Origin of the sequence: Pseudomonas bijieensis (genome assembly GCF_013347965.1) — a bacterium.
Classification (GTDB): domain Bacteria; phylum Pseudomonadota; class Gammaproteobacteria; order Pseudomonadales; family Pseudomonadaceae; genus Aquipseudomonas; species Aquipseudomonas bijieensis.
This window is the reverse complement of the sequence record NZ_CP048810.1, coordinates 4,987,782-5,014,344: the sequence shown is the minus strand read 5'-3', so window position 1 is coordinate 5,014,344 and position 26,563 is coordinate 4,987,782. Positions and strand designations below refer to the sequence as shown.

Here is a 26,563-nt window from a genome sequence, read left to right as displayed (position 1 = left end):
CCTACCATGCGGATTATCCAAGCGACCCTGGAACACCTGGACCTGCTGACCCCATTGTTCGTCAAGTATCGGGAATTCTACGGCTCACTGCCCTACCCGGACTCGTCCCGAGCCTTCCTCGAAAAACGCCTGCGCCGCAAGGAATCGGTGATCTACCTGGCCTTGCCCGATGACGACGACAACAAACTGCTGGGCTTCTGCCAGCTCTACCCAAGCTTCTCGTCGCTGTCGCTCAAGCGCGTGTGGATCCTCAACGACATCTACGTCGCCGAAGACGCTCGCCGCCAACTGGTGGCCGACAACCTGATCCGCACCGCGAAAAAAAATGGCCAAGGAAACCAACGCCGTACGCATGCGCGTCTCCACCAGCAGCAACAACGAAGTGGCGCAGAAAACCTACGAATCGATCGGCTTCAAGGAAGACACCGAGTTCAAGAACTACGTGTTGCCGATCAGCGACGGGATCTGACCCCCTGGTGGCTGGGTGAAACCTCTGTGGCTGAGTGCACCCCTTGTGGCGAGGGAGCTTGCTCCCGCTTGGGTGCGCAGCACCCACAACCCAGCCAACCAAATCCCAATGACACACCACCAACCCTGTGTGGCTAGGTGAAACCTTGTGGCGAGGGGATTTATCCCCGCTGGGCTGCACAGCAGACCCAAAACCTGAGCACGCGGTACACCAGACTGACCTAGTCAGCCTTTAGGGGACCGCTTCGCGCTCCAGCGGGAGCAAGCTCCCTCGCCACAAAAGCGGTCCGAGCCGATGCCTCATCCAACCGCCCCCCTCAGAAATCCCCAGCTACAAACTCAACACGCGCTTCACAATCCTCACCGTATAATGCCGCTCTTCCCAGCTTGTAAGAAAAAGCTACACACTCTGTAGCCATACTCAAAGCCAGCCCCACCAGCCTGCCGAGTCGGGCCGCCACCACAGGTGTTTTGCATGGATTTCAACCCCCTCGACCTCATTCTGCATCTCGACGTCTACCTCGACATGCTGGTGACCAACTACGGCACCTGGGTCTACGCCATCCTGTTCCTGGTGATCTTCTGTGAAACCGGCCTGGTGGTGACGCCCTTCCTGCCGGGCGACTCCCTGCTGTTCATCGCCGGCGCCGTAGCCGCGGGTGGTGCCATGGACCCACTGCTGTTGGCCGGCCTGTTGATGCTGGCGGCGATCCTCGGCGACAGCACCAACTACCTGATCGGCCGCACCGCCGGCGAAAAACTGTTCAGCAACCCCGACTCGAAAATCTTCCGCCGCGACTACCTGCAGCAAACCCACGACTTCTACGACAAACACGGCGGCAAAACCGTGACCCTGGCGCGCTTCCTGCCGATCATCCGCACCTTCGCCCCCTTCGTCGCCGGCGTGGGCAAAATGAACTACCTGCGCTTCTTCGGCTTCAGCGTCCTCGGTACCGTCCTCTGGGTCGGCGGCCTGGTCACCCTCGGCTACTTCTTCGGCAACGTGCCGTTCATCAAGCAGAACCTGTCACTGCTGGTGGTGGGCATCATCCTGGTGTCGCTGCTGCCGATGATCATCAGCCTGGTGCGCAGCAAAATGAGCCAGCGCGCCTCGAAAGCCTGATCGCCCATGTGGTCCCTGAGCAACTGGCGCCGCCAACGCACCCTCGCCAAACACCCTGTCACCGAGGAAACCTGGCAGCGCGTGCGTCATCAGTTGAGTTTCCTCGACGGCATCAGCGCCGCCGAGGACCAGTGGCTGCGCGAAGCCTGCGTGCTGTTCCTGCATGACAAACACCTCACCGCCCTGCCCGGCGTCGAACTGCACCAGGAACAACGCCTGCTGCTCGCCGCCCAGGCGCAACTACCACTGATGCACCTCGGCGAACTGAACTGGTACCAGGGCTTCCACGAAATCGTCCTCTACCCCGACGACTTCCTCAGCCCCCAGCGCTACCGCGACGCCAGCGGCATCGAGCACGAATGGGACGGCGAACACAGCGGCGAAGCCTGGCCCCAGGGCCCGATCATCCTGGCCTGGGACGGCGTGCTCGCCAGCGGCGGTTGGGACGGCTACAACCTGGTGATCCACGAACTGGCACACAAACTCGACATGCTCAACGGCGACGCCAACGGCCTGCCGCCGCTGCACGCCGACATGCGCGTCCAGGATTGGGCCGACGCCATGCAACAGGCCTTCGATGACCTCAACCGGCAACTGGACCACAACCCCGACGCAGAAACCATCATCGACCCCTACGCCGCCGAAAACCCGGCGGAATTCTTCGCCGTCACCAGCGAATACTTCTTCAGCGCCCCGGACCTGCTGCACCAGGCCTATCCCAAGGTCTATGAACAGCTCCAGGCGTTCTACCGCCAGGATCCTTTGGCCCGGCTGCGGCAACTTCAAGCCGAAGATCCGGTCTATCAGGCGTCATACTAAGGTCTCTAAGACCCTGCCAACGTGGCAACAGCGGCCGAATATGCCTATAATCGCCGCCACTTTTTGGTCAATCCGACCAGTCATTTGGTCAACTAACGGGGGCACCGCCCAATGAGCTACAGCAAGATTCCGGCTGGCAAAGACCTGCCGAACGACATCTACGTCGCGATCGAAATCCCGGCCAACCACGCCCCGATCAAATACGAAATCGACAAAGACAGCGACTGCCTGTTCGTTGACCGTTTCATGGCCACCCCGATGTTCTACCCGGCCAACTACGGTTACATCCCCAACACCCTGGCCGACGACGGCGACCCCCTCGACGTGCTGGTCGTGACCCCATACCCAGTGGCCCCAGGCTCGGTCATCCGCGCCCGTCCGGTCGGCATCCTGAACATGACCGACGACGGCGGCGGCGATGCCAAAGTCATCGCAGTGCCACACGACAAACTGTCGCAACTGTACGTCGACGTGAAGGAATACACCGACCTGCCACCGCTGCTGATCCAGCAGATCGAGCACTTCTTCGCGAACTACAAAGACCTCGAAAAAGGCAAGTGGGTCAAGATCGAAGGCTGGGCCGGTGCAGACGCCGCCCGCGAAGCGATCACCAAATCGGTTGCCGCCTACAAAGGCTGAAACTGAATTTGCAGAAGAACCCCGGTTTGCACCGGGGTTTTTTTATGCCTTAATGGCGCTTAATACCAACTTGTATTAATACTGTTTAACAGCGTTTAGCCCGCCCCTTTCAGATCCTGCAAACGGAAAGATCGTCTTATATATTTGAACGACATGTTTATTGCCGAAAACACAGTCGCCCCTAAACTTTCCGTTTATGAAAAAGATCTCCAGTGGCGACCGCTTCAGAGCCCTTCTAAAAGAAGCCCATATCCGTTCCGCCGACTTCGCGAAGTTATACGGCGTGAAATCCCAGCACGTGAACAACTGGTTCAACCGTGGCATCCCGCCCGGGCGCATCCACTCCATCGCCAGCCTGCTGACGGTCAGCCCGGAGTGGCTCGCCCACGGCGAAGGCCCGCAGACCCCATTGGGCCTCGGCCCCGGCACCACCTATGAGGCGGCCGAAAACGACGGCGTCTACAGCGTGGTGGAACCCACGGACATCGAACTGCCTTTCTACAAGGAAGTCCCCATCGCCCCCGGCGAAACCAAAACCCACATCGTCGAAGTCCCCGACCAATCCATCCGCCTGCCCCGCAGCCACCTCGAATCCCTGGAAATCGACCCCAGCGACGCCATCTGCATCACCATGGTCGGCGACAGCATGGCCGAACGCATCGAAGACGGCTCCACCCTCGCCATCGACCGCGGCCTGACGCAAATCGTTGATGGCCAGATCTATGCGCTTGAGCATGATGGGATGCTGCGTATCAAATACCTGCACCGAATTCCCGGCAACCGACTGCGCCTGCGCAGCCACAACAGCGCTGCGTATCCTGATGAGGTGTTCAGTGCTGAACAAATCGACGCGCAACACATCCACGTGATCGGCTGGGTGTTCTGGTGGTCCACCCTCAACAAACAGAGACCGCCGGTATTCGATTGACCCACCCAAGACCAGAAACCGTGGCGGGAATTGTGGCAGGAGCTGCGGCAGAGGCTGTGGCAGAAGCTTTTGTGGCGAGGGAGCTTGCTCCCGCTGGGCTGCGCAGCAGCCCCCTGCTTTCCCCCTGAATCACCGATAACCCAATGATTCCACACCACTTACCACTGGGATTCTGAACCAAACCCGCGTATCCTCCGCCCCACATTTGCGAGCCCACGCCTCGCACCGACAAGGCAGATCACTTTCTGACCAAGTCCCACAGCCGGCCGCAAGAGCCGGATGTACGTTTTGAAGGCTGGTGAGGTTTGTCAAAAACGAACTGAGTTAGTCAACGAGAAGCCGGCCATAAGCCGGCTTTTTAATGTCTGAATTTATCCCATCCCCATGCAAAATTCCGCCTGATGGCCAAACAACGCTGCGCGTGAGCATCCCCTGTGCTCGACAGCGAAGCCCATCGAACCTCGTATGATTCCCAAACGCCATCAGAAGAGAATATTCTGACGACATATTGCGCTGCGTCCTACAGCGAAACGGGAAACCTACGGATAGCCCCCGCCATGTCCTCTTCACCTACCAGCAATCAATCCAATCCGCCTTGGAGCCGTGACGAACTCGTCCTAGCTCTGAACCTGTACCTGCTTTACCGCAATGGCTTACCTGGCGTTAACCATCCAGAAGTCCGAGCCCTATCACAGAGCCTCAATCTCATTGGCAACGCCACCGGTGCGAGCAAGAACCAGAGTTTTCGTAACACCAATGGTGTCTGCATGAAGCTCAACAATTTCCGTCGTTGGGATCCGAGCTATACCAACACTGGTCGCACAGGTCTTGCAAAAGGCAATAAAGACGAGGAGTTGGTATGGCTGGAATTCGCGGATAACCCCGAGCGTCTAGCCGAAGTCGTAGCCGCCATCAAGGCGAACGTCGGAACCACTTCTTCTGCTACGCCAATAGATCTAAGCGCGGAGGAAGAGCCGGGCTTCTTCGAAGCAGAGGAAGGAAAAGTGTTAACCCACGTACACCGTGTACGGGAAAGGGACAAAAAACTCGTCAAACGAAAAAAGGACGAAGCCCTCAAGAACCACGGTGTTCTCCAGTGCGAAGCCTGTGGCTTCAACTTCAGCAAAACATACGGCCCAGACGTCGATGGCGTTATCGATGTGCACCACACTAAGCCACTGCATACGCTCCAACCTGGCGATAAAACCAAGCTCGCGGACCTCGCATTGTTATGTGCCAATTGTCATCGTGTGGTGCATTCACGCCGCAAATGGCTAAGCGTTGCAGAGGTCAAGGATCGCTATCAAGCAGCCAAAAACAAAGCCTGAGCTGGATCTACTGTCGAAGGGTCAGTGAAAAGCCCACTACCCCAAAAGAAAACTCTTACAATCCATCCCTAAATTTCTGACGTGGCTGTTGGTCACGTTTCTGTCGGCAAACAAGAGGCAAATCTGTGAGCAAGGCAGATGGCACATCCAAACAATTAATCGACGTGGAAAATCTTGCAGCTTCGCTCCAGCGCTTTGCAGATGATCGCGACTGGCATCAATTCCACTCGCCCAAAAACCTTCTGCTAGCGCTGACAGGCGAGGTGGGTGAGCTTTGCGAAGTTTTCCAGTGGATGAGCGAAGCCGATTCACTGGCTGCTGCTAACCATCCGACGACCGCCCAATCAGTGAGGGACGAGTTAGCCGACGTACTCATGTACTTGGTTCGCCTGAGTAGCGTGCTTGGCGTCGATCTCAACGAAGCGGTTACAAGCAAGCTTGCTCTGAACGGCCAGAAATACCCCGTCGACAAAGCCAAAAGCACCAGCAAAAAGTACGACCAACTCTGACCTTCAGTGCTCTAAGGATCTCTTGTGATCGTTTACGCGGCGACCAAACAGCAATTCCTGAAAGACAATGATAACGACGACATTGAAGAAGTGATCCTGCGGCACTTCAAAGAGGCCACCGGTAAGAAGGTGGGCGTATCAGAGATCAGGTCGTGGCAGGGATCCTTGACCTACATGGCCAAGGTGCTTCGAGATGATGACCTGCCTAGCAATGCTGGCCTGGCTATTGAGCTGCACATCCCTCAGTCCTCGAAGCGTATCGACTTTTTGCTCACAGGTCGTGATGAGAACCAAGCCAAAAAAGCCGTATTGATCGAGCTGAAGCAATGGAGCAAGGCGAGCGCAACCACCAAGGACGCAATTGTCAAAACTGCCTTAGGTGGCGGTCTCGTTGAAACCATTCACCCGTCCTATCAGGTATGGTCATACGCGGCACTGTTAGAAGGCTTCAACGAAGCGGTCTACGACAAAAGCATCGAAATTCGCCCCTGTGCCTATCTGCATAACTATGTCAGCGATGGCGTCATCGACTCCGCTCACTACCAAGCCCATACCAGTAAAGCTCCGTTGTTCCTCAAAGGCCCTGAGGAACTGACGAAACTACGAAGTTTCCTGAAAAAGCACATCACTCACGGTGACAACAAAGAGGTGCTTTACGAACTCTCCAACGGAAAAATTCGGCCATCCAAAGCACTAGCCGAAGCGCTTACCGGGCTCATGGATGGCAAACCTGAGTTTGTGTTGATCGATGACCAGAAAGAAGTCTTCGAGTCAGCACTTGTTGCGGCAGGTGAAGCGTCTATAGCAGCGCCAAAGGTACTGATCATTGAGGGCGGTCCAGGGACCGGAAAAACCGTTCTGGCGATCAACTTGCTGGTAAGACTCACCGCGTTAAAGCTGCTTAGCAAATACGTCTCGAAAAACGCAGCGCCTCGCAAGGTGTATGAAAGCAAGCTCGTTGGTACGATCAAACGCAGCCATTTTTCCAATTTCTTTTCTGGCTCGGGTGCGTTTATTGAAACTGAGCCCAACACGTTCGACGCTCTGATCGTTGACGAAGCTCACCGGCTCAATGAAAAAAGCGGTCTGTATGGAAACCTGGGCGAGAACCAAATTAAGGAACTGATCAACTCTTCGAAATGCTCGATTTTCTTCATCGACGAAGATCAGCGCGTGACCTTGAGCGACATTGGCAGCAAACAGGCTATTCGTACCTTTGCGAAATCCAAAGGCGCAACCGTGGAGGAATACACACTGTCCTCTCAGTTTCGTTGCAGCGGGTCTGATGGTTATCTAGCGTGGCTGGATGACGTATTGGCTATTCGACTGACCGCCAATCAGCTACTCGATACTAGCGAGTACGAATTTAAAGTGTTCAACACTCCGCAGGCAATGCACGCGGCCATTGAGCAGAAAAACCACGGAAACAAAGCTCGCGTAGTCGCGGGTTACTGCTGGCCTTGGCTCAGCAAAAAAGACTCCAAGGCTTCCGATATCGTGATCGGCGATGACTATGCGCGCCAATGGAACCTGGATCAGGACGGCAGTTTGTGGATCATCGCGGAAAACTCCATCGAACAGGTTGGTTGCATTCATACCTGCCAAGGGCTGGAAGTTGACTATATAGGGGTGATCATCGGCCCGGATTTGATCGTCCGTGATGGGAAAGTGCTGACATCGCCGCACAAGCGTGACAAGCACGACAAATCGATTCGTGGCTGGAAGAAACTGATGAAAGAGCAACCTGATTTCGCGCAGAAAGAGACGGACCTGATCATCAAAAACACGTACCGAACACTGATGACCCGTGGAATGAAAGGGTGCTACCTGTACTGTACTGATCAGGAAACGGCACAGTACTTTGAGAGTCGGCTTGCCGAGTACCGCCCCCGCTGATGCCCTGCTGATTGGACAATTATCCAACAGGTTGTTGGACAATTTGGGCATTCGTCGTTTCGGAGCTTTTTATATGAAAGGTCTTGCCAAGCAAGACCTTTTTTCGCCAGAAAGGCAGCCAACGCCCCGCCCTATCTCACCTCAACAATATCCAAAGCCCGATTAGCCAACAGTTCACTCACCTCAATCACCTGCAAAATCCCCATCGCAACACGCCTTCGCGATCCCTCAAGATCAAACGCCAAATCACTGATCATGGCATTGGCTGCAGCCAGTTTTTCACTGAGACTGGCGAGCAAACATTCCGAATCAACATCAGGCGCGATACGAAAGATGCTGTTGGGATTGTCAGACGTTTCTTTCTTCGGCGTAGGCTTCAGATAGAAATCCAACGCTCGGTTGGCCGCAGCATCAAGTTTCTTGTTACGAGCCGACTGAACGCGGGACACGGTTTCGTCGGTAGCTGGCGGGTTCGGTGTAATTTTGACCATGGTAAAGCTCCTAGAGTCTGTTGGAGCTGCCACCATTCGCTGCGAAACGAAGTTGGGGTGGCAGCTGTACGCGGGTTCGCAGACCGGGACTCTAGGGACCGGCAGACCCGAAGGTCTCCCACGCACAGCCACCTCTGACGAAATCACAGACATGGGCGATCTGCTTTCGAAGGTGACGTTGTGCGCCTATAGAGTCCGGGCTGCGAAACCCGATCACTGATGAGCAGTGACGGATTCAAACTACCGAGGGGCCCCAAGACGCACAAGCCGGCGGATTCTGGCGTAGTTGTAGGCAATGGCGCAAGGCGACGTCAGCCCCTCCTAAATCCCGCCCACCCCAATAAACACCGCGTCGCCTCACCCGTATTCAAACAAACCACCTTCGCCTGAGTCGCCTCCATCTTCATTCGGTTCAACGATAAAGGGTCCAGGCACCAAGCAATGTCAGAGCCCAGAGCAAAACTCCAGCCACCATGAAGAGGTAATTCCATGCGGTGAAACGCGAATTGCTCGACGCTTGAGGATCATTGGCGGCGAAGTTGATCATCGGTTGACTCCGGCTCACCACATAGGCCCGCAGTGGAATCGCCAGCAGTAACCAACCGGCCAGGAATGCAAAGCCATCGACGCGCTTCGCCACTGCATCCAACAGATTGGCACCGACCGTCAGCACAACGAATACGGTTGCCCACTGTTCATAATCCCACTCAAATGTACGACCACTGCTGCGAATTTTCTCATTCGCTCGGCGATACAGTTGGTGAATGAAAAATATGCATAGCAGGCCGCGGGCCCACGGCCAGATATCGGCCTGGGTAGATTGCTTGTAGAGGCTCCAGTTTTTGTATGACCAGTAATAGAAATAGAAGCCAAACGTCAGAATCGCCAGTGTCAGAAGCTTTGCTGGCGACACCACATAAAACTCGGATGGCTGTTCAGCGATGGTCTCCAGTTGAGCCAAAGGCGGTGCGTAAACATTTTCGGACACGGCTACTTCCTTGATAAGAGAGGACAGAAGGCTAACGACCTGCTGGGCGAAATGTTGAGCGAAAAATTGAGTGTCATCATCACAATCAATCATGTTTCGTGGCTGGCCGCTGCCGGGCGAACGGCCACAAAAAAGGCCTTGCCATGCAAGACCTTTTTTTCACAATCCGGGGTAAGCGCGGCCCCTTGTTACCTCACCTCAACAATATCCAAAGCCCGATTCGCCAACAGCTCACTCACCTCAATTACCTGCAAGATCCCCAACGCAAAATGCCGTCGTGATCCCTCAAGACCAAACGCCAAATCACTGATCATGGCATTCGCCGAAGCCAGGTTTTCACTGAGATTGGCAAGCAGGCATTCCGAATCAACATCCGGTGCGATACGGAAGATGGTGTTGGGTTTGTCAGACGTTTCGCTCTTCGGCGTAGGCTTCAGGTAGTAATCCAACGCCCGGTTGGCAGCATCATCAAGCTTATTGTTACGAGCAGACTGAGCGCGAGACACATGCTCATCTGTGGTCGGAGGGTTCGGTGTAATTTTTGCCATCGACTTAGGTTCCTTAAGTGATGCTGCAACCACCTCGCGACTAAACGAGAGGGCGGCAGCTGTGCGCAGGTTAGTCGACCGGTGAACCTAAGAATCCCGGCGCGCCCGGGGGCGCCCTGCGCACAGCCACCATCAATACAGGAACAGCACAGCCTGTCCGACGGGACTTGGTACGCCTTAGGTTGAGACGGGCGACTAAACCCGATCACTGATGCTCAGTGACAGGACTCAAACTACCGACGCCCTCCAAGACGCACAAGCCGGCGGATTCTGGCGTAGTTGTAGGCAATGGCGCAAGGCGATGTCGGTCGTGGCTAGTCTCGTGGAGTCACGATAAACAGCGGGCCGGAATGTGGCTGATGCACCGCTATCGCGAGCAAGTTCGCTCCCACAGAGGAGCTTGTGTACATACGTCGCGGGGAAATGCATTCGCAACCGACTGCATCCTTGCAGCCAGTCGCGAAGAGGGTTACGACTCGTTATTCAGTGGGGCTTGCGAGCAACATCGCAATGAATCAGGCGGGATATCTCGATCATATCCACGACGGTTTTGTCATCGACCTCAAACCCGCTACCTGAACCCCCTGCGTCGCTATTACTTGAGTGTGACGTCGAGCATCGGCGGGATGTAGCCGTAGTCGTACTCGGCCACTACGAAGGTCTGCTGCCCTTTGATTTTCATGCCCACCGTGGGTGCTTCAGTGCCGCCCACACGAATCTGCGTGCCGGTTTCGTCGGTCGGTACGCTGTCGATGAAGGAGGTCACCAGGCCGTTTGGCATTACATAGTGCGAGTAGGTCTGGAATGGCTGGGAGGACGGGTTGCCCAGCACCAGGCCGGATCCGTTCAGCGGCACGTAAGGGCCGAAGAGCGAGTCCGCGACGAAACCGTACACGCCGTCCGGCCCGGTTACACCGTCGGCATAGGTGAAGGTATGGCTGATCGTGAACAGGTAGTACTTGCCATCCTGGAACACGAAGTGCGGGCGTTCGGTCTGGTCGTTTACGCCCACGGCGGTCAGCAGTGGCGGCAACATTTCCCAGTCGTCACCGTCCGCGTCGCGGGCCACGGCGATGCCGACACAGGCGGTCTGGTAGCGCGAGTTGCCGACATCTTCATAACCTGGCGGCACATCGCCGATTTCTGCCTCTCCCACTTTGTGCGAGCCGCGCTCACCGGCCACGTTGCCCTCGAACAGCATGTACAGCTTGCCATCTTTCGGGTCGCGGAAAGGCCATGGGTCGCGGAAACCCCAGAAAGCGTTTTGTGCTTCGGTCTGGTACATGTTGCCGTCGGCCTCGAACAGCGGCTTGACCTTCTCGAAGCCGACCATGCTGACACCGTGTTCAGTGGTCACCACCCGACCGCGCACCTTGACGATGGTCGCGCCCGGAGTGACGGCGGTGTAATACAGGTCCACTTCGCCTCGGTCGTTCAACAGGATCGGCGTACCGGCCCATTCGCGAGCGGTCGGCGAAACGCCTTCGGCCATCACACGGCCACCGAATTCCCAGTTCTTGCCGGTACGAGAAAACCAGTAGTACATCTTTGCTCGACCGTGACGATCGTTCCAATCGCGGAGGATGTCGTAGTTACCGTCCTCGTCGAGGTACTGCGGGTCGTTTGGATGACGATCGGCCGTCAGGGTGAAGATCACCGACCAGCCATCGACGGACGTCACGTTACCGTCCAAGTCGCGCAGGGGCATGGTGTCCCAGATGAATACGTCGTTGTTCAGTACCGGGAAATCAGCGCGGACCAGCGGCTGCGTGGTGGTGGGATCATCCGCCCGGACTTTCAACGCATCAGCGCGGGTCCAAAGGCTGGGTTGATGGGGGGTTGCACCGAATTTTTCAGGGTTGGTTTTCATGAGTTATTGCCTCGTCCATGAATGGATTCAAATAAATGACGCTTTAGAAACACTGTACGTACATACAGTGAAGCCACCTTATAGAGGCTCATGCATGCGGGTCAAGCAAAAAAATGCATTTGTGCATAATTTGGTTTTTTGTTGTAGCTGATACGTTTCAGCTTCGGACGTTTGCAGAAGTTTATTCATGAGGAGATCGCCGACGTTGGCTGCACGCTCGGCGCACGGAACGTTACTCGGTGGAAAGCGCGCGTAACGGGGCAACGGGCGGAAGCAGTGCATAGAAGGATGGGGCAACTGAGCTGCGCGTTTTGCGCAAAGGCCAATGCAAGGTGGGGAGCCGAAAAAAGCTTTGATTTGTCGCCGTCGGCGATAAGAAAGGAAGCGGGTCGTCGTGAGCTATTCGTGAGGTGGAGAGTCAGCGGTAGTGATGTTGACCGGTGCGCCGCCATCGCGGGCAAGCCTTGCTCCCACAAGGGTTTGACTTGGTTACGGGGTTGGGTTTACTGGCCTTTTCGTGAACAAGCTCGCTTCCACAGAGGGCTGACACAACGTGTCGCTGTTTTTTGATTTCTGCGACACGTTCTCTTCTCATGTTGCTGTCGGCGACATGAGAAGAGAACGTATCGTCAAAATGGCGTTTTAGCGACATGAAAGGTAAAGCGACTCCTTCGGACTGACTCGCCCCTCACCCCAACGTATTCAAACAAACCACCTTCGGCTGGGTCATTTCCTCATAGGCAAACCGCACCCCTTCCCTGCCCAAACTGCCGTATTTGGAACCGCCAAACGGCATTGCATCGAACCGGAAATCCGAGGAGTCATTGATCATCACGCCCCCTGCTTCGATCCGTCGTGCAGCGCTCATCGCGGTGTTGAGGTCGTTGGTGAAAATCCCGGCGTGAAGCGCGTATTCAGGTTCGTTCGCCAACGCGATGGCCTCATCAAACGTGTCGAACGGCTGCAACACCACCACCGGCGCAAAGGCTTCGTTGCGCCAGAGTCGGCTGGAATGATCGACGTTTTCCAGGACGGTGGCGGCGTAGCAGGTGCCGTGGCGGCGGTGGCCGCAGAGTAAGGTGGCGCCTTGTTGCAGGGCTTCGTTCACCACTTGCTCGGCGTTCTGCGCGGCCTGTTGGGTGATCATAGGGCCGATGTCGGTGCCTGCGAGCAGAGGGTTGCCGACGACGAGGGCTTGGGCCTGGTTGACGAAGCGTTCGCGGAAGGCGGCGTAGATCGGTGCGTGGATGAGCAGGCGTTGGGTGCCGATGCAGTTTTGCCCGGCGGCCCAGAAGGCGCCGGAGACGCAGCTTTCGACAGCGGCGTCGAGGTTGCAGTCGGCCATGACGATAACCGGGGCATTGCCGCCGAGGTCCATGGCGAGTTTTTTCAGGCCGGCGCTGCGGGCGATTTGTTCGCCGGTGACGAAGCCGCCGGTGAAGGAGATCATGCGTACGTCGCGGGCGGCGACCAGGGCTTTGCCCAGTTCGGCGCCGCCGGTGGCGACGGTGACCACGGTTTGTGGCAGGCCGGCGGCGACCAGGTACGAGACCAGTTTGAGGGCCGACAACGGCGCCAGCTCGGACGGTTTGAGGATCACCGCGTTGCCGCCGGCGATGGCCGGGCCGAGTTTGTGCGCCACCAGGTTCAACGGGTCGTTGTAGGGGGTGATCGCGACGATCAGGCCCAGGGGTTCGCGGGTGAACCAGCCCTGGCGTGATTCGGCGCCTTCGTAGGCGTCGAACGGCACGATTTCGCCGGCGTTGCGCTTGGCTTCTTCGGCGGAGAGCTTGAGGGTGTTGACGCAGCGTTTGACTTCTTTTTCGGCCTGTTTGAGGGTCTTGCCGGCTTCGTCGACGATCAGGCGGGCGAAGGCTTTGGCGTCGCGCTCGATGTTCAAGGCAGCCTGTTCGAGGATGCTTGCGCGGCGATGACGCGGCAGTGCGGCGCAGGCTTGTACGCCGCTGCGTCCGGTCTCCAGAAGGTGTGGGACTTCTGAGGCGCACACATCGGCGACGGTGCCGACGACGCTGCCGTCAAACGGGTTGAGGACTTCGATGTGCGGCTCGACGACCGCCAGGGCCAGGCGCGATACGTTCACAGGTTGTGCTCCTGTTTGCGGGTTGCCGATTGGTGGATGTGGATGATGTCCGAGAGCAATGCGAAGGCGGTTTCGGTGCGGCCTGCGCCCGGACCGGAGACGGTGACGGCGCCGAGCAGTTCGCTGGTGAAGGACACGGCGTTGGTGGCGCCGCTGATGCTCGCCAGTGGGTGGTCGTTGCTCAGCAGGCGCGGTTCGACGCTGGCGCTGATGGAGCCGTCGGCTTTGCGGGTGGCGGCGCCGATGAGTTTCCAACGTGCGCCGTTTTGCCGGGCTTTTTCGATGTCGTCGAGGCCGAGGGAGGAGATGCCGCGGCAGGTGACGTCGTTGACGGTGAGTTTGGCGTCGAGCAGTTCGTTGGCGAGGATCACCACTTTCAGGCGCACGTCATGGCCTTCGACGTCTGCCGTGGGGTCGGCTTCGGCGTAGCCCAGGGCTTGGGCCTGGCTGACGGCTTCGGCGAACCCGAGGCCGCCTTCCATGGAGGTGAGGACGAAGTTGGAGGTGCCGTTGAGGATGCCTTCGAAACCGCTGATCGAGCTGCCGGCCAGAGATTGTTTGGCGAGGCGAATGACCGGGGTGCCGCTCATCACTGAGCCTTCGTATTCGAAGGCGACGTTGTTGCGCTGGGCCAGGGCCTTGAGCTCGGCGCCGTGCAGGGCGATGGGGCCTTTGTTGGTGGTGACCACGTGCTTGCCGCGCTCCAGCGCCCAGCGGCAGAACGAAGTGGCGGGCTCGCCGTCCACCGGGTTGGTGAAGGTGGCTTCGGCGATGATGTCGGCGCCGCAGTCTTTGATCACCGCTTCGTTGAGGGCGTCGACGGTGCCGCCGGGGAGTTGGGCCATGGCACCTTTGACGGCCGGTAGTTTGGCCAGTGAGGCGGCGTCGAGGCCGTGGCGGTCCATCACCGAACCGAGGAACAGATCGGTCACGCCGACGATTTTCAGGGTGAAGCCGAGTTCGGTTTTCCACTGTGGGTTGCGCTCGGCAATCAGTTGAGCCAATGCCCGATTCACACCGCCGAAGCCGACCAGCGCCAGTTTGTATTCAGTCATTTTTGTTATGTCCTTGATCCGGGTGATGAGGTTGTTGGGATCTAGGTTAGGGGGGGGTGGGCTGGGCAGTGAAATATGCCAATTTGCTCTATTTTCTGGGCGTTTTGACCAGAGAGGTGGGCGAAGCGGCAGGCATGGAAAAAAGCCAACAGCTTGGCTGACATCTCAGGCTAGTGAGATTGATTTGTGGCGAGGGGATTTATCCCCGTTGGGCTGCGAAGCAGCCCCGAAACCATCCGGCACGGTGTGTCAGGTTGATTGAGTTCGATCTGCTTGGGGCTGCTGCGCAGCCCAGCGGGGATAAATCCCCTCGCCACAGGGTTTGGGGTGGCTGGAGCATCTGCGGGCACCCTCAGCGGTGGCAAGCATGCTGGGCCCCACTGGCAGGACACATGACCCTGTGGGAGCGGGCTTGCTCGCGAAGGCGGCGGCACAGTCAACATTGATGTTGCTTGATACACCGCCTTCGCGAGCAAGCCCGCTCCCACAGGATTTACACTTTAGGCAGGCTGCGTGCCTAGACCACCGACGACAACACAAACGACGTCACCGTGTTCTCCACCCCCGGCAACGCAGATATCTCCTTCCAAACCTTGTGCACCCGCTCCGGATTCGCCGCCCCCCACCCGCAGCATCAAATCAAACTCGCCACTCATCACATCGCACTGCTGCACTTCCGGCATCGCGCGCAGGGCTTGCAACACTTCCGCGCCGCGCATGCGGTCGTAGCGGTAGACGAAGATCACGGCGTTGATGTTCGAGGAGGCTTGCCCGCCCTCGCCGGTGCGTACGGTGTAGCCCTGGATCGCGCCGTCGCGTTCGAGGCGTTCGATGCGTTGGCGCACGGCGTTGCGTGAGAGGTTGACCTTGGCCGCTAGTTCGGCGTGGGCGGCCCGGGCGTTGAGGCGTAGTTCGGCGATGATGCGTTCGTCGAGGGGGTCGAGAATTCGCTTCACGGGAGCCTCCTGTTAGAGAGCAGCGAGCAGTTGTTGGAGGGCACCGAGGTCGTCGGGCTGGATGCGCTGGATCTGCGCCGGGCGATGGTCGGACATGGGACGCGGTTGCGCCGCAATGTTGATCCCCAACTCGCCGAGCAGCACCGCCGACTTGGCCGGTGAAATCTCGCCCAAGGTCACCATCGGCGCCACCAGGCTGCGGCGGTACAAGCGCGCCGCGAGCACGCCCGTGGCGGTATGCGGATCAATGACGTAGCCGGTGTCGCGATACAGCGAAGTGATTTCCTCCAAGGTCTGTTCATCCGTGACCGCGTAGGAGTCGATGATCATCCGCGCCTGCAGCCAGAACTCGTTGGCGATGGTCATCTCGCCAGTGGTTTCGAAGGTTGCCATCAGCGCGCTCACCGCCTGGTCGTCGTGGCCGTAGAGCTCCCAGAGAAACCGCTCCAGGTTGGAAAAGATCGACAGGTCCATGGCTGGCGACAAGGTCTTGTTGGCGCGCAAGCGGGAGTAGTGGTTCTTCAGGAACAACTGGTGCAGCGCGTCATTCTGGTTGGTCGCGACGATCATCTGCGTGATCGGCAGGCCCATTTTCTGCGCGATGTAGCCGGCGTAGACCTCGGCAAAACTCGCCGCCGGCACGCTGAAACCAATCGGGCGCTGACCTCCGCCCAGTTGCAGCACGGCGTGGAAGTAAAACACCAACTGCGCCATGACGCTGACCCAGTTGCTGGAGTTGAAACTGATCGCCTCGCGCCCGGTGCACGGCCACTGCCGGAACAAGCGGGTGACGAGGGTCTGGCATTCGTCGAAGCTGCCATTGACGGCGAACTGATGAACCCGCGGATGGGCCGCCGCTTGCAGCTGTTGAAGTTGTTCCTGCGGGACGCCTGCCTCCGGGTAAATCACCACCACGTCGGTTTCGTCGCAGTGCTTGAAGGCTTCGATGGCGGCCAACCCGGTGTCGCCATTGGTGGCGCCAATCACCACGGCGCGGCGCTGGCGTTTGCGCAGGAAGTATTGCACCAGTTGCGCCTGTAACTGCGCGGCAAAATCCTTCGAGGAATGGGTCGGGCCATGGAACAGTTCCAGGACCCATTCGTTGCGATCCACCTGATGCAACGGCGCCAGGGAGCGATGGCTGAACGGGCTGCCGGCGTCCTTGAGCACGCGCTTGAAGTCGGCCTCGGGGATGGCCTCGCCCACGAACGGACGCATCACTCGATAGGCCAGTTCGTCATAGGCCAGGGTCGACCAATTGGCGATGTCCTGGGGTTCGAACTGCGGCAGCTCAAGCGGGACGAACAGCCCGCCGTCTTCAGCGATGCCCGACAACACGACCTTTTCGAAATCGACCTGCACGGCTGCATTCCGGGTACTTACATAGCGCATGGTTGGCTCCGGCCATTTATTTAAAACGATGTGCCTGCTCGACCAGCCAGGTGGAAAACATCACCGCGTCGGGGTGCTGGTCGGCCCCGGAACTGCGTACCAGGTAGAACGACTCGCTGGCTTCGATGCGCTGGGTGAAGGGCTCGACCAGCCGCCCTTCTTCAAGCAGGTCAGCCACCATCGACGAGCGAGCCAGGGCAATGCCCTGCCCCAGTTCGGCCATGCGCAAGGTGCAAACCAGCGTGTCGAACTGCATGCCGGTCGAAGAATCGACGCCGTCCGCGCCGACCATGTTCAACCAATAGCCCCAACCTTCTTCGTAACCCAGCACGTGCAGCAGCGGATGCTTGGCCACGTCCGCCGGCACCTGCAGTGGCGAACGCGCCATCAGCGCTGGCGAGCACACCGGAAACAAGGTGTCCCAGGTCAGTCGTTGCGATACCAGGCCTGGCCATTGACCGTGGCCCCAGCGGATTTCCATGTCGTCTTCGCCGTCCAGCTCCTTGACCCAGATGTTGCTGATGTAGCGGATATCGACCTGGGGATGGGCCTGGCGAAAACTCACCAACTTGGGCGCCAGCCAGTGCACGAAAAACGCCAGGCTGCCGCGCACCTTGATCGGCCGGCGTTTGTGCTGACCAAAAATCTCGTTGGTGCCGACCGCCAGCCGGGTAATCGCATCCTGCACCACCGGCAGGTAGGCCTGGCCTTCCTCGGTCAAGCCCAGGCCACGGGGCAAGCGCTTGAACAGCGCCACTCCCAGATGACTCTCCAATTGACGGATCTGCTGGCTGACCGCGCCTTGGGTCAAGCACAACTCTTCGGCCGCGTGGGTGAAGTTCAGGCAACGGGCAGACACCTCGAATGCCCGCAGCCAGTTCAATGGGGGTAACGGCTTTTGCTTCATGATCGGACCTCGCTGACACCCCTTCCACCGAGCGCACCGGCCACGCCTCAGCGCTGGCTAGAACGCGTCGGACGGCTGTGCCAAGGGGGCGACCGACAAGCGTTGCTCGCGGCTTTTGCGGGTAATGAAATACACGAAATAGCACCAGGCAATGAAGGGCAAGCCGAAGTACAGGGCCACCCGCTGTTCAGGATCGAACGCGATCCCGACACACGCCAGGCTGCAGCATACCAGCGCCCCCAGCGGCACCCACGGATAACCCCGAACGCGGAACTTGAGGTGGCGAATGTCGCCGCCATTGGCTACGTAGTGACGGCGGAAGGCAATCTGGCTGGCGGCAATGCTCATCCACACCACCACCACGGCCAGGCCGGAGATCGACACCAGCGCCAGGTAGATGGTGTCGGCGGCAAACACGCTGCTGAGCAACGAAGCGGCGCCACCGGCCATGCTCACGATGATCGCGTTGAGCGGCGTGCCCATGCGGGTCAGGGCCGAGAACTGCTTGGGCAAGTGCCCTTGGTCACTGAGGGTCCACAGCATCCGTGAGGCGGCGTACAGCCCGGAGTTGGCCGCCGAGAGCAAGGCGCTGATGATCACGAAGTTCATGATGTCGGCTGAATACGGAATGCCGATGTAGGTGAAGACGGTGACGAAGGGGCTTTCAACCAGACCGGCCTGGTCGCGGGGCAACAAGGTCGCCAGGACAAAAATGGTCCCGACGAAAAACACCGCCAGGCGCAGCACGGTGGTGCGAATGGCGCGCGGCACATTGCGTTGCGGATCCTTGGTTTCACCGGCGGCGATGCCGATCAGTTCCGTGCCGGAGAACGCGAAGGCGACCGCCAGCAGCGTCATCGCAATCGGCATGAAACCGGTGGGGAACAGCCCTTCGCGAGTGAAGTTGCTCAGCCCGATGCTGTGCGCCTGGTCGATGTTCAACAGGCCGAGAATCGCACCGCCGCCAATCAGCAGGAACACCACCACCGTGACCACTTTGATCAACGATAACCAGAACTCGGTCTCGGCGAACAGACGCACCGAGATCACGTTGGTGAGGAACACCACGCCGGCGAACAGCGCACTCCAGATCCACACGGGCGTGTCCGGAAACCAGCGCGTCATCAAGATACCGGCGGCGGTGAATTCAGAACCGATTGCCACGGTCCAGGTCAGCCAGTACAGCCAGGCCACGGTGTAGCCGGTGCCCGGGCCGAGAAACCGTGTGGCGTAGGTGCTGAACGAACCGGTTTCCGGCATCTGCACCGCCAGTTCCCCCAGGCACATCATCACCATGTAGACCATGAGCGCGCCGATGATGTAGGCGATCACCGCGCCCAAGGGGCCGGCCTGGTTGACGGTGTAGCCGGAGGTCAGGAACAGCCCGGTACCGATCACGCCGCCCAAGGCCAGCATGACGATATGGCGCGTCTGCATTTCCTGCTTGAAGCCGGCCCGCGTATGAGTGTGTTGTTCTGTTATGGACATGGTTGTTCTCATGAAATGTCAGGGCGCGCATCTACGTCTGCGCGAGTAAGACAAGCGCCACTGAGCTTTTATTATTATTCCTATTCATGAACGCCCCATTCACAGCCTTGTTATGGGGTACCAACTTTCAAACTTCAGTTTGCGGCTTCGATGTGGACTTCATTGAGGTGCGGATTGAGGGTCTTTTTGACGAAGGCGAATGCCTGTTTCAGATCGTCCAATAGATCGTCGGTGTCTTCGATGCCCACCGAAACCCGCACCAAGCCTTCGGAGATGCCCAGGGCCAGGCGTTCCTCCAGGGTGTTTTCGACATGGCTGGTGGTGCGGGCCGGGCCGTAGATGGTTTCCACCGCGCCCAGGTTGCCCGCGCAATGGGCGAAGCGCAGGCGCGGCAAGAGCAGCTTGACCGTGTCCATGCCACCGACCAGGACAAAGCTGACAATGGCGCCGAAGCCGGACATTTGCGCGCAGGCCACCGCGTGGTTCGGATGGCTGGGCAGGCCGGGATAATTCACCGATTCCACCAAGGGTTCGGTGCCGAGGTATTCCGCCAGGGCCCGGGCACTGCATTGCTGCTGACGCATGCGCAGCACCAGGGTTTTCATGCCGCGAATGATCATGTAGGCCGAGAACGGGTCGAGCGATGCGCCGTTGATTTCCCGATAGTGCCGAACCTTGGCCATCAAGGCGGCGCTGCCGCAGACCAGGCCGCCGAGCACATCGCCATGGCCGCTGAGGAATTTGGTCGCGCTGTGGATCACCACGTCCACGCCCAAGGCCAGCGGGTTCTGGTTGAGAGGCGTGGCGAAGGTATTGTCCGCCACCACCACGGCACCAACGCGCTTGGCTGCTGCCACCAAGCGTGGGATGTCGAGGATTTTCAGGGTCGGGTTGGTCGGCGTTTCCAGGTACACCAACTGGCAACCCTTGGCGATTTCCCGCTCGATTTCTTCGTGATCGAACGTCTCGCACAAGGTCACGTCCACGCCCATGCGCGGCAGGAATTCTTCGAAAATCTTGTTGGTGCCGCCGTAACTGTCCTTGGTCGACACCACTCGATCGCCGTGGGCCAGGAAGGTATAAAGCACGCTGCTGATCGCCGCCATGCCACTGCTGAACGCCACGGCGGACTCGGCCATTTCCAACTCGCAGATCTTGGCTTCGAGGGTCTCGACGGTGGGGTTGCTCATGCGGCTGTAGATAAAGCCTGGTGCCTTGCCCAGCGCGACGTCGTACCAGACGTCGATGTCGTCATAGCCATACGCGGCGCTGACCACGATTGGGGTTTGCGTGGCGTTATAGGGATGCCTGACTTGCTCCCCGCCCCACACCGCCCGGGTTGCCGCACCCGCATTTTCAAGCCCTGTGTTGTCAGGTTTATTGTTCATTGGGACTACTCGCACTCAAGGGGTGAACGTTGAGCCATTCACCGGATCTGGGGGCCAATATAGGGAAAAGCCGCCGGCCCGAGAAACGATGTTATCGGTGCCAAAGGGGTGGTTTTTTTAATGGCTGAGTACGAAGTAGCGACGTGTAAGTCAGTGATGAACCTGTGGGAGCGAGTTTGCTCGCGATGGCGGTGGATCGGCTGCCATTGATGGTGACTGACACTCCGCTATCGCGAGCAAGCTCGCACACACTGGGGGCGGCGTTGATTTTTTGCTGTGCGGGCGGGCGCGAGGGTCCAGCAGCCCCTTCTGAACAGCGCCTGGGTGTGTCGATCGTTCCCACGCTCCTGCGTGGGAATGTCGCCAGGGACGCTCCGCGTTCCGCTTCTGGAAGGTGATGCAGAGCGTCACGGGATGCATTCCCACGCAGAGCGTGGGAACGATCAATCTAGCGCTCGTCAAAGTCAACATTATCGCTATTAAGGATTTTAAGAATATGGTTCAGCCAAGCTTCAGCGGACTCCCATTCCATCCAATAACAATAGTTGCAAGGCATCTCATCCATAAGAAACTCCCGAAACGCGTCCTCACTAAAATTCATCGTTAATAATGTTGAAATTTCTTTTTTTACCGCCTCAATAGTTTGCGGTACCGAGTCTGAAACAAAAGCCCTTACCACCCCATCAGGCTCCGTTGACTCACACATCCAATCTTGATGAAAGTAACAGCCAAAAAACTGAAAGAGTTCTGGATACTTATTTTCCATTTTTTTCAACATACCCCGTAAGCAAATTGTATCCAACAGGTGATTCCTTGGATTTTCTAAGCACCAACGTCACGACCGATAGAGGCTCTAACTTCCCACTTTTCCGGATAACCCCGACTCCCACTGGAGAAGGAAAGGTTTGTTGTAAAAGAAGTCTCTTTTCATTTTTTTCCGCAAGAAACTCATCAATGTCTTTTGCTTTTGCTCTTAGTACGCTGGAGACCGTTGATTCTGCCGCTGCTCTATCTGGGAATGTCGACGCGGTAGGCACATGAGGCTCTGAATGAAGGCGCTTTCTTAACTGAGCTTCAGAGCGACCTATATGCTTTTCTATCAAATGCCCACCGCGAGCCTCATGCGCAGCCAAACCTCCTCCCGGCACAATCTCGCTGAACGGCCCATCAGCCTCAATATCACCAGGACACTGACAGGCCAACCCCAACGGATCCACCCACCCCGTCGGGTTCAGGGTGTACCGATACCCATTGAGCCCTCCCGCCAGTTTGCTCGGGTCGGGTGTGAGGTAGCGGCCGGTCTCGGGATTGTAGTAGCGGTGGCGGTTGTAGTGCAGGCCGCTTTCCGGGTCGAAGTACTGGCCCTGGAAGCGCAGGGGTTGCTCCAGTTGTTCGCCGCCGCCGTGCTTGAGTTCAGTGAGTTTGCCGTAGCCGTTGTAGCGCGCCGACCAGACGATCTGTCCGCTGTAACTGGTCAGTTCCTGGGGCGTGCCCAGGTGGTCGAGGTGGTAGTAGAACGGGCAGGCGTTCAGGCCTTCGCCGTCGAGCATCGCCAGTGGGCGGAAGGTGCCTGGTTCGTAGACGTAGCTGCGGTGGTGGCGCGGGCTGTTTTCGGCGACCAACTGATCGCCCTGCCAGAAAAACTCCGTGGTCAGGCCGTCCACGGTTTTGCTGATGCGTCGGCCGAAGGCGTCGTAGCGGTAGGACGTTTCGCGGCCGTCCGCCGTGGTGACGCCGATCAGGCGGTGTTGGCTGTCGTAGCGGTAGGCGCTGACCAGGGCCTGGCCGCGGCGCTCGCGAATCAGGTTGCCGAAGGCGTCGTAGTCGTAGTGGCGGTCGCCTTCCTTGAGCAGGCGGTTGCCCTTGAGGGTGGTCGGGCCGGGGCGGTCCTGCATCATCAGGTTGCCGGCCGGGTCATGGCAGAAGTGTTCCGGCGGCTCGCTGTGGGAAAAGTCGATGCGGGTCAGGCGATCCAGCGGGTCGTACTGGTAGCAACGCCGGCTGCGGTTGTCGGAAAGGGTTTGCAGGTTGCCCCGGGGGCTGTAGGCATAATCGCGCCAGAACAGTTGCTGCTGTGGGTTCTGCCACACGGTCTGGGCCTTGAGGCGGCCCTGTTCGTCGTACGCGTAGTCACTGAGCAGCCGGCCCTGCTGGCGTTGCCGTTCGCGACCGCCGTCAAATCGGTGTTCGGTCAAGCGCGAACCGTTGAGGTCGATGGCGGTCAGCGCGCCACCGGGGGCATGGTGGTAGTCGAGCTGGCTGTCGTCCGGCAAGCGCAGGTGGTTGAGGCGCCCGCAGGCGTCGTAGCGATAACGCAGGGTGCCCCAGCCCTGATGCTCGCCGACCAGCCGGTCCTGGGCGTCGTACTCGAAGGCCAGCGGACGATTGCTGCCGTCGTTGACGTGGACCAACCGGCCCAGTTCGTCGTAGCGGTACTCGATGGCCTGGCCGTCGGGCAAGGTCTTGACCCGCAACCGCCCGGCCGCGTCACGCTGGTAGCGGGTGACCCACTGCGAACCGTCCTCGCCGTGTTCGGTTTTCTCCCGCAAGTGGCCGTTGAGGTCGTAAGCGTAGGTGGTGCGTTGGCCGTCGAAGCCGACTTGCTGTCGGATCAAGCCGTTGGGCGTGTAGTCCAGCTGATATTTTTCGCCGGATTCGTTTTCGATCTCGGTCAGCAGCAGCCGCGCCGAGTCGTAGCGGTATTTCAGTTCGCTGCCATCGGGGTTCAGGCGACGGCTGACCAGGTGCAGGTCGTCGGCGTATTCGTAGCGAGTGAGGCGGCCCTGTTCATCGCGCTCGGCGGTGACCTTGCCGTAGGCGTTGTAGCTCCAGGTCCGGGTGGCGCCGCTGGGCAAGGTCACTTGCAGCAGTCGGCCGACGGCGTCCCATCGGTAATGCGTGAGGGCGCCGTGTTCGTCCTTGCGGCTGAGCAAACGTCCCAGGGCGTCGTAGGAAAAACACCGACGCCCGCCATCGGGCAGGATCTCTTCGGTCAGTTGGCCCAGGCGACTCCAGGCGAACCGATGTTCGCCGCCGTCCGGGTCATACCTCGCCAGCAGTTGCCCGTGGCCGTCGTAGGCATATTCCGTGCGTCGGCCATCCGGATCGATGCTCACGATCACATCGCCCCGGGCATTGCGCCGGTAGGTCCACACGGCCTGGCCACGGGAACGGGCGTGCAGGAAACCGTTGCGGTATTCGTAGGACGTCGGCACTTCGTCCGCCGGCATCAGCGCCACTAGCCGTCCGACTTCGTCGTAGCGGTATTCGCTGACCGCCCCCAGCGGGTCCTGTTCGGCGATCAACCGGCCCTGTTCGTCATAGGCCTTGAGGTGCTCGCCACCGTCGGGCTCGACCTTGCGCAGCAGCCGCGCCCGGTCGTCGTGGACGTAAACTTCCTGGCTGCCATCCAGGTGCCGGACCGTGACGCTGCCGTCCTTGCCCCAGGTGTAGCGGCTGTCCATCTGCGCAAACGAGGCCCAATGCCGGACACAGCGGGACGCCGCCCCGAGGCCTTGCCATTCCCAGTAGAAACTCGCCCCGCCGGCCAGTTGCCGCTGGAGGATGACGTGTCGGTCGTCGTAGTCGTAGCGTTCGCTTTCGCCGGCGGCATTGGTCGCTTCGATCAGTCGGAAACGTCCGTCGTAGCGGTAGGTCACCAGCGTCTGCTCGGTCCGCCAGGCTTCGTCGAGGGTGATGGCCGGGTGGAAGCTCTGGTAGTCGACGGCGACCAGGTGACGCTGCTCGTAACGCAGGCGCAGGGCGCGGCCGGCGCCGTTGTCCAGGCGGCTGATGTCGCCATGGATGTTGCGCTGGACCGTCAGGCGGTTGTCGTGGCGGTCGCTGAGGGCCACCAGGTGGCCGTCGCGAAAGTGCAGGAACGCGGCGTCCGCACCGGCTTGGGCAACGATCAGTTCGTCCGGCTCGGTACCGAGGTAGATCGCCGCCCGGGCCAGGCTGTTGTGGATCGCCGGACGCTGGGCGTTGGGCAGTGGAAAGGTGGTGCGCCGGTTCTCCTGGTCGACCCAGATGACCTGCTCGCCGTCGAGCTCCAGGCGATGGGCCAGGGCATGGCTCCAGCCGCGCCCGAGCCCGACGTCCAGGTCGGCGGCGCTGGTGCGGTACAAACGGGTGAAGACGAACGGCAAGCGGCCATCGAGGGTACCGTCGTCGAGGGTCAGCAGTTCTTCGCCGGTGACCATCGACACCGGGCAGCCGCTGGTCTGGGTCTGGGCCGCGGTATCGGCGCTGTCGCCATTGGGGTTTTTCGATTGGGTTGGGGCGTCGTCGTGGGGTTCGTATTTGCTTAGCCGGGTGGCCCCTTGAGACTTTTCCCGCGCTACAGCGGCCGGGTTGCTGACGGACAGTGGTGCAGAATGTTCAGGGGTGATGTGCAAGGGTCCGACAGGTGTCGGTTTTAAAGGCGCACGCTGGCTGACCACCAATGGTTTGAGCACATCGGCATGTTGATTGAGCCGGTCGGGGCTGAGTTGACCCAATCTCAGGCTCGACGCCAGCAACCACTCCCGGGCCCGCTCCGAGCGAACCTGGCCCAAGACTTTACCGCTCATGCGAAGACCCAGGCCCAGCCCCCCGGTCAAACGCATCAGCAGGAAATTGATCAATACCGAAGCGCGCAGCTCCCCGACGATTTCAGCCAGGTACTGGGGTGGCAACATCCGTAGCCAACTGGCGAACGCCGCCATGTGGATGAAGAGCAACGGCTCGTCGCTCAACACCATCAACCCTCTGGCGATTGCCTCAGAGGAAGCCTTCAGTAATTGTTCAAGCTCGACGCGGGTCAGGTACTCCAACAGCTTTTCGCTGTTGGCCTGCAGATCGGCCAGCAGCTCGAAAACCTGTTTAACGTCGTCCCACAGCTGATGCAGGGCGTTTTCGAAGCCGCGCCAATCGGCTCGCTGCAATACGCCGTAGCGTTCAAGAAAGCCGGCGTCGGAAAACTCCGCCCACAGCGGTTGAAATTGCTCCCACTCCGCTTTCAGCCAACCCTCGAGTTCATCGATCACGCCTTGGTAAGACGCGTACAACGCCTTGACGTGATCGGCCGTTACATGGGGAAAAAAGGTGATGCGATAACGCTGGCCCCGCCAACACTCAGGAACTTCCAGGATGCCGCTGGGGCCGATCACGTGGTGGATCGGCTCGCCGAAGGTTTCCTGCCCCGGCGCGCCTTCGATGACCGGCTCCAGCATCACCGGTGTATCGCCGATCGGCACAAAGCGCACCGCCTGGAACATGTGCACCAGCGTCAGCGGCCCACCCGCCGGGCAGGTCACCACCGTGGCGCTGACGGGTGTGTGCTGGTTTTTCGGTGCCGCGAGAGACACCTCGTTACCAACCTTGAACACTTGCTCAAGATCCAGCGCCCAACCGGCCCAGAAGCTTTCAGCCCAGGCGTCGTAGTCGTTCAGGCAGGCCCGAAAATCCTGGAAAACCGCATCGACATCCGGCTGTTCGGGGTCCATGGCCGCCACCACCAGCAAGCCAATGGTGTTGTTCAGGGCCAGGAGCTTGTCGGGGGCAAACATGCAGGAATCTCGCGATGCGGGGACGAACGCGAGACTCTGCCGGGGATGACAGGGGAATTAAGTCAGGGAAAGGGGATAAAGCATGTAGGGCGATTCGCTAAATTTAAACGCTTGGCGTGG

The 26,563-nt window shown here is 59.1% G+C and carries 19 protein-coding genes and 2 pseudogenes; 8 read left to right on the top strand and 13 right to left on the bottom strand.

What is annotated here, in order from left to right; all coding sequences use genetic code 11:
* Window positions 1-6 precede the first annotated feature (6 nt).
* The 8 genes and pseudogenes from GN234_RS22030 to GN234_RS21995 all read left to right on the top strand — a co-directional run bounded on the left by GN234_RS22030 (window position 7) and on the right by GN234_RS21995 (window position 7,710).
* Window positions 7-469: pseudogene (locus GN234_RS22030) on the top strand (GNAT family N-acetyltransferase).
* A 474-nt stretch (window positions 470-943) separates the two neighbouring features.
* Window positions 944-1,591 carry a DedA family protein gene (locus GN234_RS22025; RefSeq protein ID WP_109756307.1) on the top strand — a complete coding sequence of 216 codons (648 nt, stop codon included), beginning with the start codon at window positions 944-946 and terminating at the stop codon, window positions 1,589-1,591.
* Window positions 1,592-1,597: 6 nt separating this feature from the next.
* Complete coding sequence (locus GN234_RS22020) at window positions 1,598-2,410, top strand: M90 family metallopeptidase (RefSeq protein WP_176689072.1); 813 nt, start codon at window positions 1,598-1,600, stop codon at window positions 2,408-2,410.
* Between the two features lie 111 nt (window positions 2,411-2,521).
* Complete coding sequence (ppa, locus tag GN234_RS22015; RefSeq protein WP_003205933.1) at window positions 2,522-3,049, top strand: inorganic diphosphatase; 528 nt, start codon at window positions 2,522-2,524, stop codon at window positions 3,047-3,049.
* 196 nt (window positions 3,050-3,245) lie between these two features.
* Window positions 3,246-3,977, top strand: coding sequence for a LexA family transcriptional regulator (locus tag GN234_RS22010; RefSeq protein ID WP_176689071.1), 732 nt, complete (start codon window positions 3,246-3,248; stop codon window positions 3,975-3,977).
* A 557-nt stretch (window positions 3,978-4,534) separates the two neighbouring features.
* Entirely contained in the window at window positions 4,535-5,305 is a 771-nt protein-coding gene (locus tag GN234_RS22005) for an HNH endonuclease (RefSeq protein ID WP_176689070.1), read from the top strand.
* Between the two features lie 125 nt (window positions 5,306-5,430).
* A complete protein-coding gene (locus GN234_RS22000; protein ID WP_176689069.1) occupies window positions 5,431-5,814 on the top strand; it encodes a nucleotide pyrophosphohydrolase in 384 nt (127 codons plus the stop codon).
* Window positions 5,815-5,838: 24 nt separating this feature from the next.
* On the top strand, window positions 5,839-7,710 hold the full coding sequence (locus GN234_RS21995) for a DUF2075 domain-containing protein (RefSeq protein ID WP_176689068.1): 1,872 nt from the start codon (window positions 5,839-5,841) through the stop codon (window positions 7,708-7,710).
* Window positions 7,711-7,841: 131 nt separating this feature from the next.
* Here the strand turns inward: GN234_RS21995 and GN234_RS21990 are convergent, their stop codons facing one another.
* The 13 genes and pseudogenes from GN234_RS21990 to GN234_RS21930 all read right to left on the bottom strand — a co-directional run bounded on the left by GN234_RS21990 (window position 7,842) and on the right by GN234_RS21930 (window position 26,443).
* The gene (locus GN234_RS21990; RefSeq protein ID WP_176689067.1) at window positions 7,842-8,201 is read right to left on the bottom strand and encodes a DUF6124 family protein; all 360 of its coding nucleotides are present in this window, start codon (window positions 8,199-8,201) and stop codon (window positions 7,842-7,844) included.
* Between the two features lie 412 nt (window positions 8,202-8,613).
* A complete protein-coding gene (locus GN234_RS21985) occupies window positions 8,614-9,189 on the bottom strand; it encodes a hypothetical protein (protein WP_163856478.1) in 576 nt (191 codons plus the stop codon).
* 188 nt (window positions 9,190-9,377) lie between these two features.
* Window positions 9,378-9,737: a DUF6124 family protein gene (locus GN234_RS21980; protein WP_176689066.1), complete on the bottom strand. Its 360-nt coding sequence runs from the start codon at window positions 9,735-9,737 to the stop codon at window positions 9,378-9,380.
* Window positions 9,738-10,332: 595 nt separating this feature from the next.
* Window positions 10,333-11,607: a glycoside hydrolase family 68 protein gene (locus tag GN234_RS21975; RefSeq protein WP_134925988.1), complete on the bottom strand. Its 1,275-nt coding sequence runs from the start codon at window positions 11,605-11,607 to the stop codon at window positions 10,333-10,335.
* A 688-nt stretch (window positions 11,608-12,295) separates the two neighbouring features.
* Window positions 12,296-13,708 carry an aldehyde dehydrogenase family protein gene (locus GN234_RS21970; RefSeq protein WP_176689065.1) on the bottom strand — a complete coding sequence of 471 codons (1,413 nt, stop codon included), beginning with the start codon at window positions 13,706-13,708 and terminating at the stop codon, window positions 12,296-12,298.
* Complete coding sequence (locus GN234_RS21965) at window positions 13,705-14,763, bottom strand: homoserine dehydrogenase (protein WP_176689064.1); 1,059 nt, start codon at window positions 14,761-14,763, stop codon at window positions 13,705-13,707. The genes GN234_RS21970 and GN234_RS21965 overlap by 4 nt, the downstream gene beginning before the upstream one ends.
* 517 nt (window positions 14,764-15,280) lie before the next feature.
* Window positions 15,281-15,719 (bottom strand): annotated as a pseudogene (locus tag GN234_RS21960) (Lrp/AsnC family transcriptional regulator).
* A gap of 12 nt (window positions 15,720-15,731) precedes the next feature.
* Window positions 15,732-17,111, bottom strand: coding sequence for a threonine synthase (gene thrC / locus GN234_RS21955; protein ID WP_176689063.1), 1,380 nt, complete (start codon window positions 17,109-17,111; stop codon window positions 15,732-15,734).
* A gap of 16 nt (window positions 17,112-17,127) precedes the next feature.
* Entirely contained in the window at window positions 17,128-18,018 is an 891-nt protein-coding gene (locus tag GN234_RS21950; RefSeq protein WP_176689062.1) for a LysR substrate-binding domain-containing protein, read from the bottom strand.
* Between the two features lie 57 nt (window positions 18,019-18,075).
* The gene (locus GN234_RS21945) at window positions 18,076-19,506 is read right to left on the bottom strand and encodes an amino acid permease (protein ID WP_176689061.1); all 1,431 of its coding nucleotides are present in this window, start codon (window positions 19,504-19,506) and stop codon (window positions 18,076-18,078) included.
* 134 nt (window positions 19,507-19,640) lie between these two features.
* Window positions 19,641-20,894 (bottom strand): cystathionine gamma-synthase family protein, encoded by a 1,254-nt coding sequence (locus tag GN234_RS21940; RefSeq protein ID WP_176689060.1) that lies wholly within the window; start codon window positions 20,892-20,894, stop codon window positions 19,641-19,643.
* Window positions 20,895-21,342: 448 nt separating this feature from the next.
* A complete protein-coding gene (locus GN234_RS21935; RefSeq protein WP_162893871.1) occupies window positions 21,343-21,660 on the bottom strand; it encodes a contact-dependent growth inhibition system immunity protein in 318 nt (105 codons plus the stop codon).
* A complete protein-coding gene (locus GN234_RS21930) occupies window positions 21,650-26,443 on the bottom strand; it encodes an RHS repeat protein (protein WP_176689059.1) in 4,794 nt (1,597 codons plus the stop codon). The genes GN234_RS21935 and GN234_RS21930 overlap by 11 nt, the downstream gene beginning before the upstream one ends.
* Between the last annotated feature and the right edge of the window lie 120 nt (window positions 26,444-26,563).

Bases quoted from the DNA above. Each gene is read 5' to 3' on its own strand.
- GN234_RS21990 (WP_176689067.1), bottom strand. From the start codon at position 8,201: ATGGTCAAAATTACACCGAACCCGCCAGCTACCGACGAAACCGTGTCC.
- GN234_RS21930 (WP_176689059.1), bottom strand. From the start codon at position 26,443: ATGTTTGCCCCCGACAAGCTCCTGGCCCTGAACAACACCATTGGCTTG.
- GN234_RS21980 (WP_176689066.1), bottom strand. From the start codon at position 9,737: ATGGCAAAAATTACACCGAACCCTCCGACCACAGATGAGCATGTGTCT.
- GN234_RS21950 (WP_176689062.1), bottom strand. From the start codon at position 18,018: ATGAAGCAAAAGCCGTTACCCCCATTGAACTGGCTGCGGGCATTCGAG.
- GN234_RS21940 (WP_176689060.1), bottom strand. From the start codon at position 20,894: ATGAACAATAAACCTGACAACACAGGGCTTGAAAATGCGGGTGCGGCA.
- thrC (WP_176689063.1), bottom strand. From the start codon at position 17,111: ATGCGCTATGTAAGTACCCGGAATGCAGCCGTGCAGGTCGATTTCGAA.
- GN234_RS21965 (WP_176689064.1), bottom strand. From the start codon at position 14,763: ATGACTGAATACAAACTGGCGCTGGTCGGCTTCGGCGGTGTGAATCGG.
- GN234_RS21945 (WP_176689061.1), bottom strand. From the start codon at position 19,506: ATGTCCATAACAGAACAACACACTCATACGCGGGCCGGCTTCAAGCAG.
- GN234_RS22020 (WP_176689072.1), top strand. From the start codon at position 1,598: ATGTGGTCCCTGAGCAACTGGCGCCGCCAACGCACCCTCGCCAAACAC.
- GN234_RS22005 (WP_176689070.1), top strand. From the start codon at position 4,535: ATGTCCTCTTCACCTACCAGCAATCAATCCAATCCGCCTTGGAGCCGT.
- GN234_RS21935 (WP_162893871.1), bottom strand. From the start codon at position 21,660: ATGGAAAATAAGTATCCAGAACTCTTTCAGTTTTTTGGCTGTTACTTT.
- GN234_RS22025 (WP_109756307.1), top strand. From the start codon at position 944: ATGGATTTCAACCCCCTCGACCTCATTCTGCATCTCGACGTCTACCTC.
- GN234_RS22010 (WP_176689071.1), top strand. From the start codon at position 3,246: ATGAAAAAGATCTCCAGTGGCGACCGCTTCAGAGCCCTTCTAAAAGAA.
- ppa (WP_003205933.1), top strand. From the start codon at position 2,522: ATGAGCTACAGCAAGATTCCGGCTGGCAAAGACCTGCCGAACGACATC.
- GN234_RS21975 (WP_134925988.1), bottom strand. From the start codon at position 11,607: ATGAAAACCAACCCTGAAAAATTCGGTGCAACCCCCCATCAACCCAGC.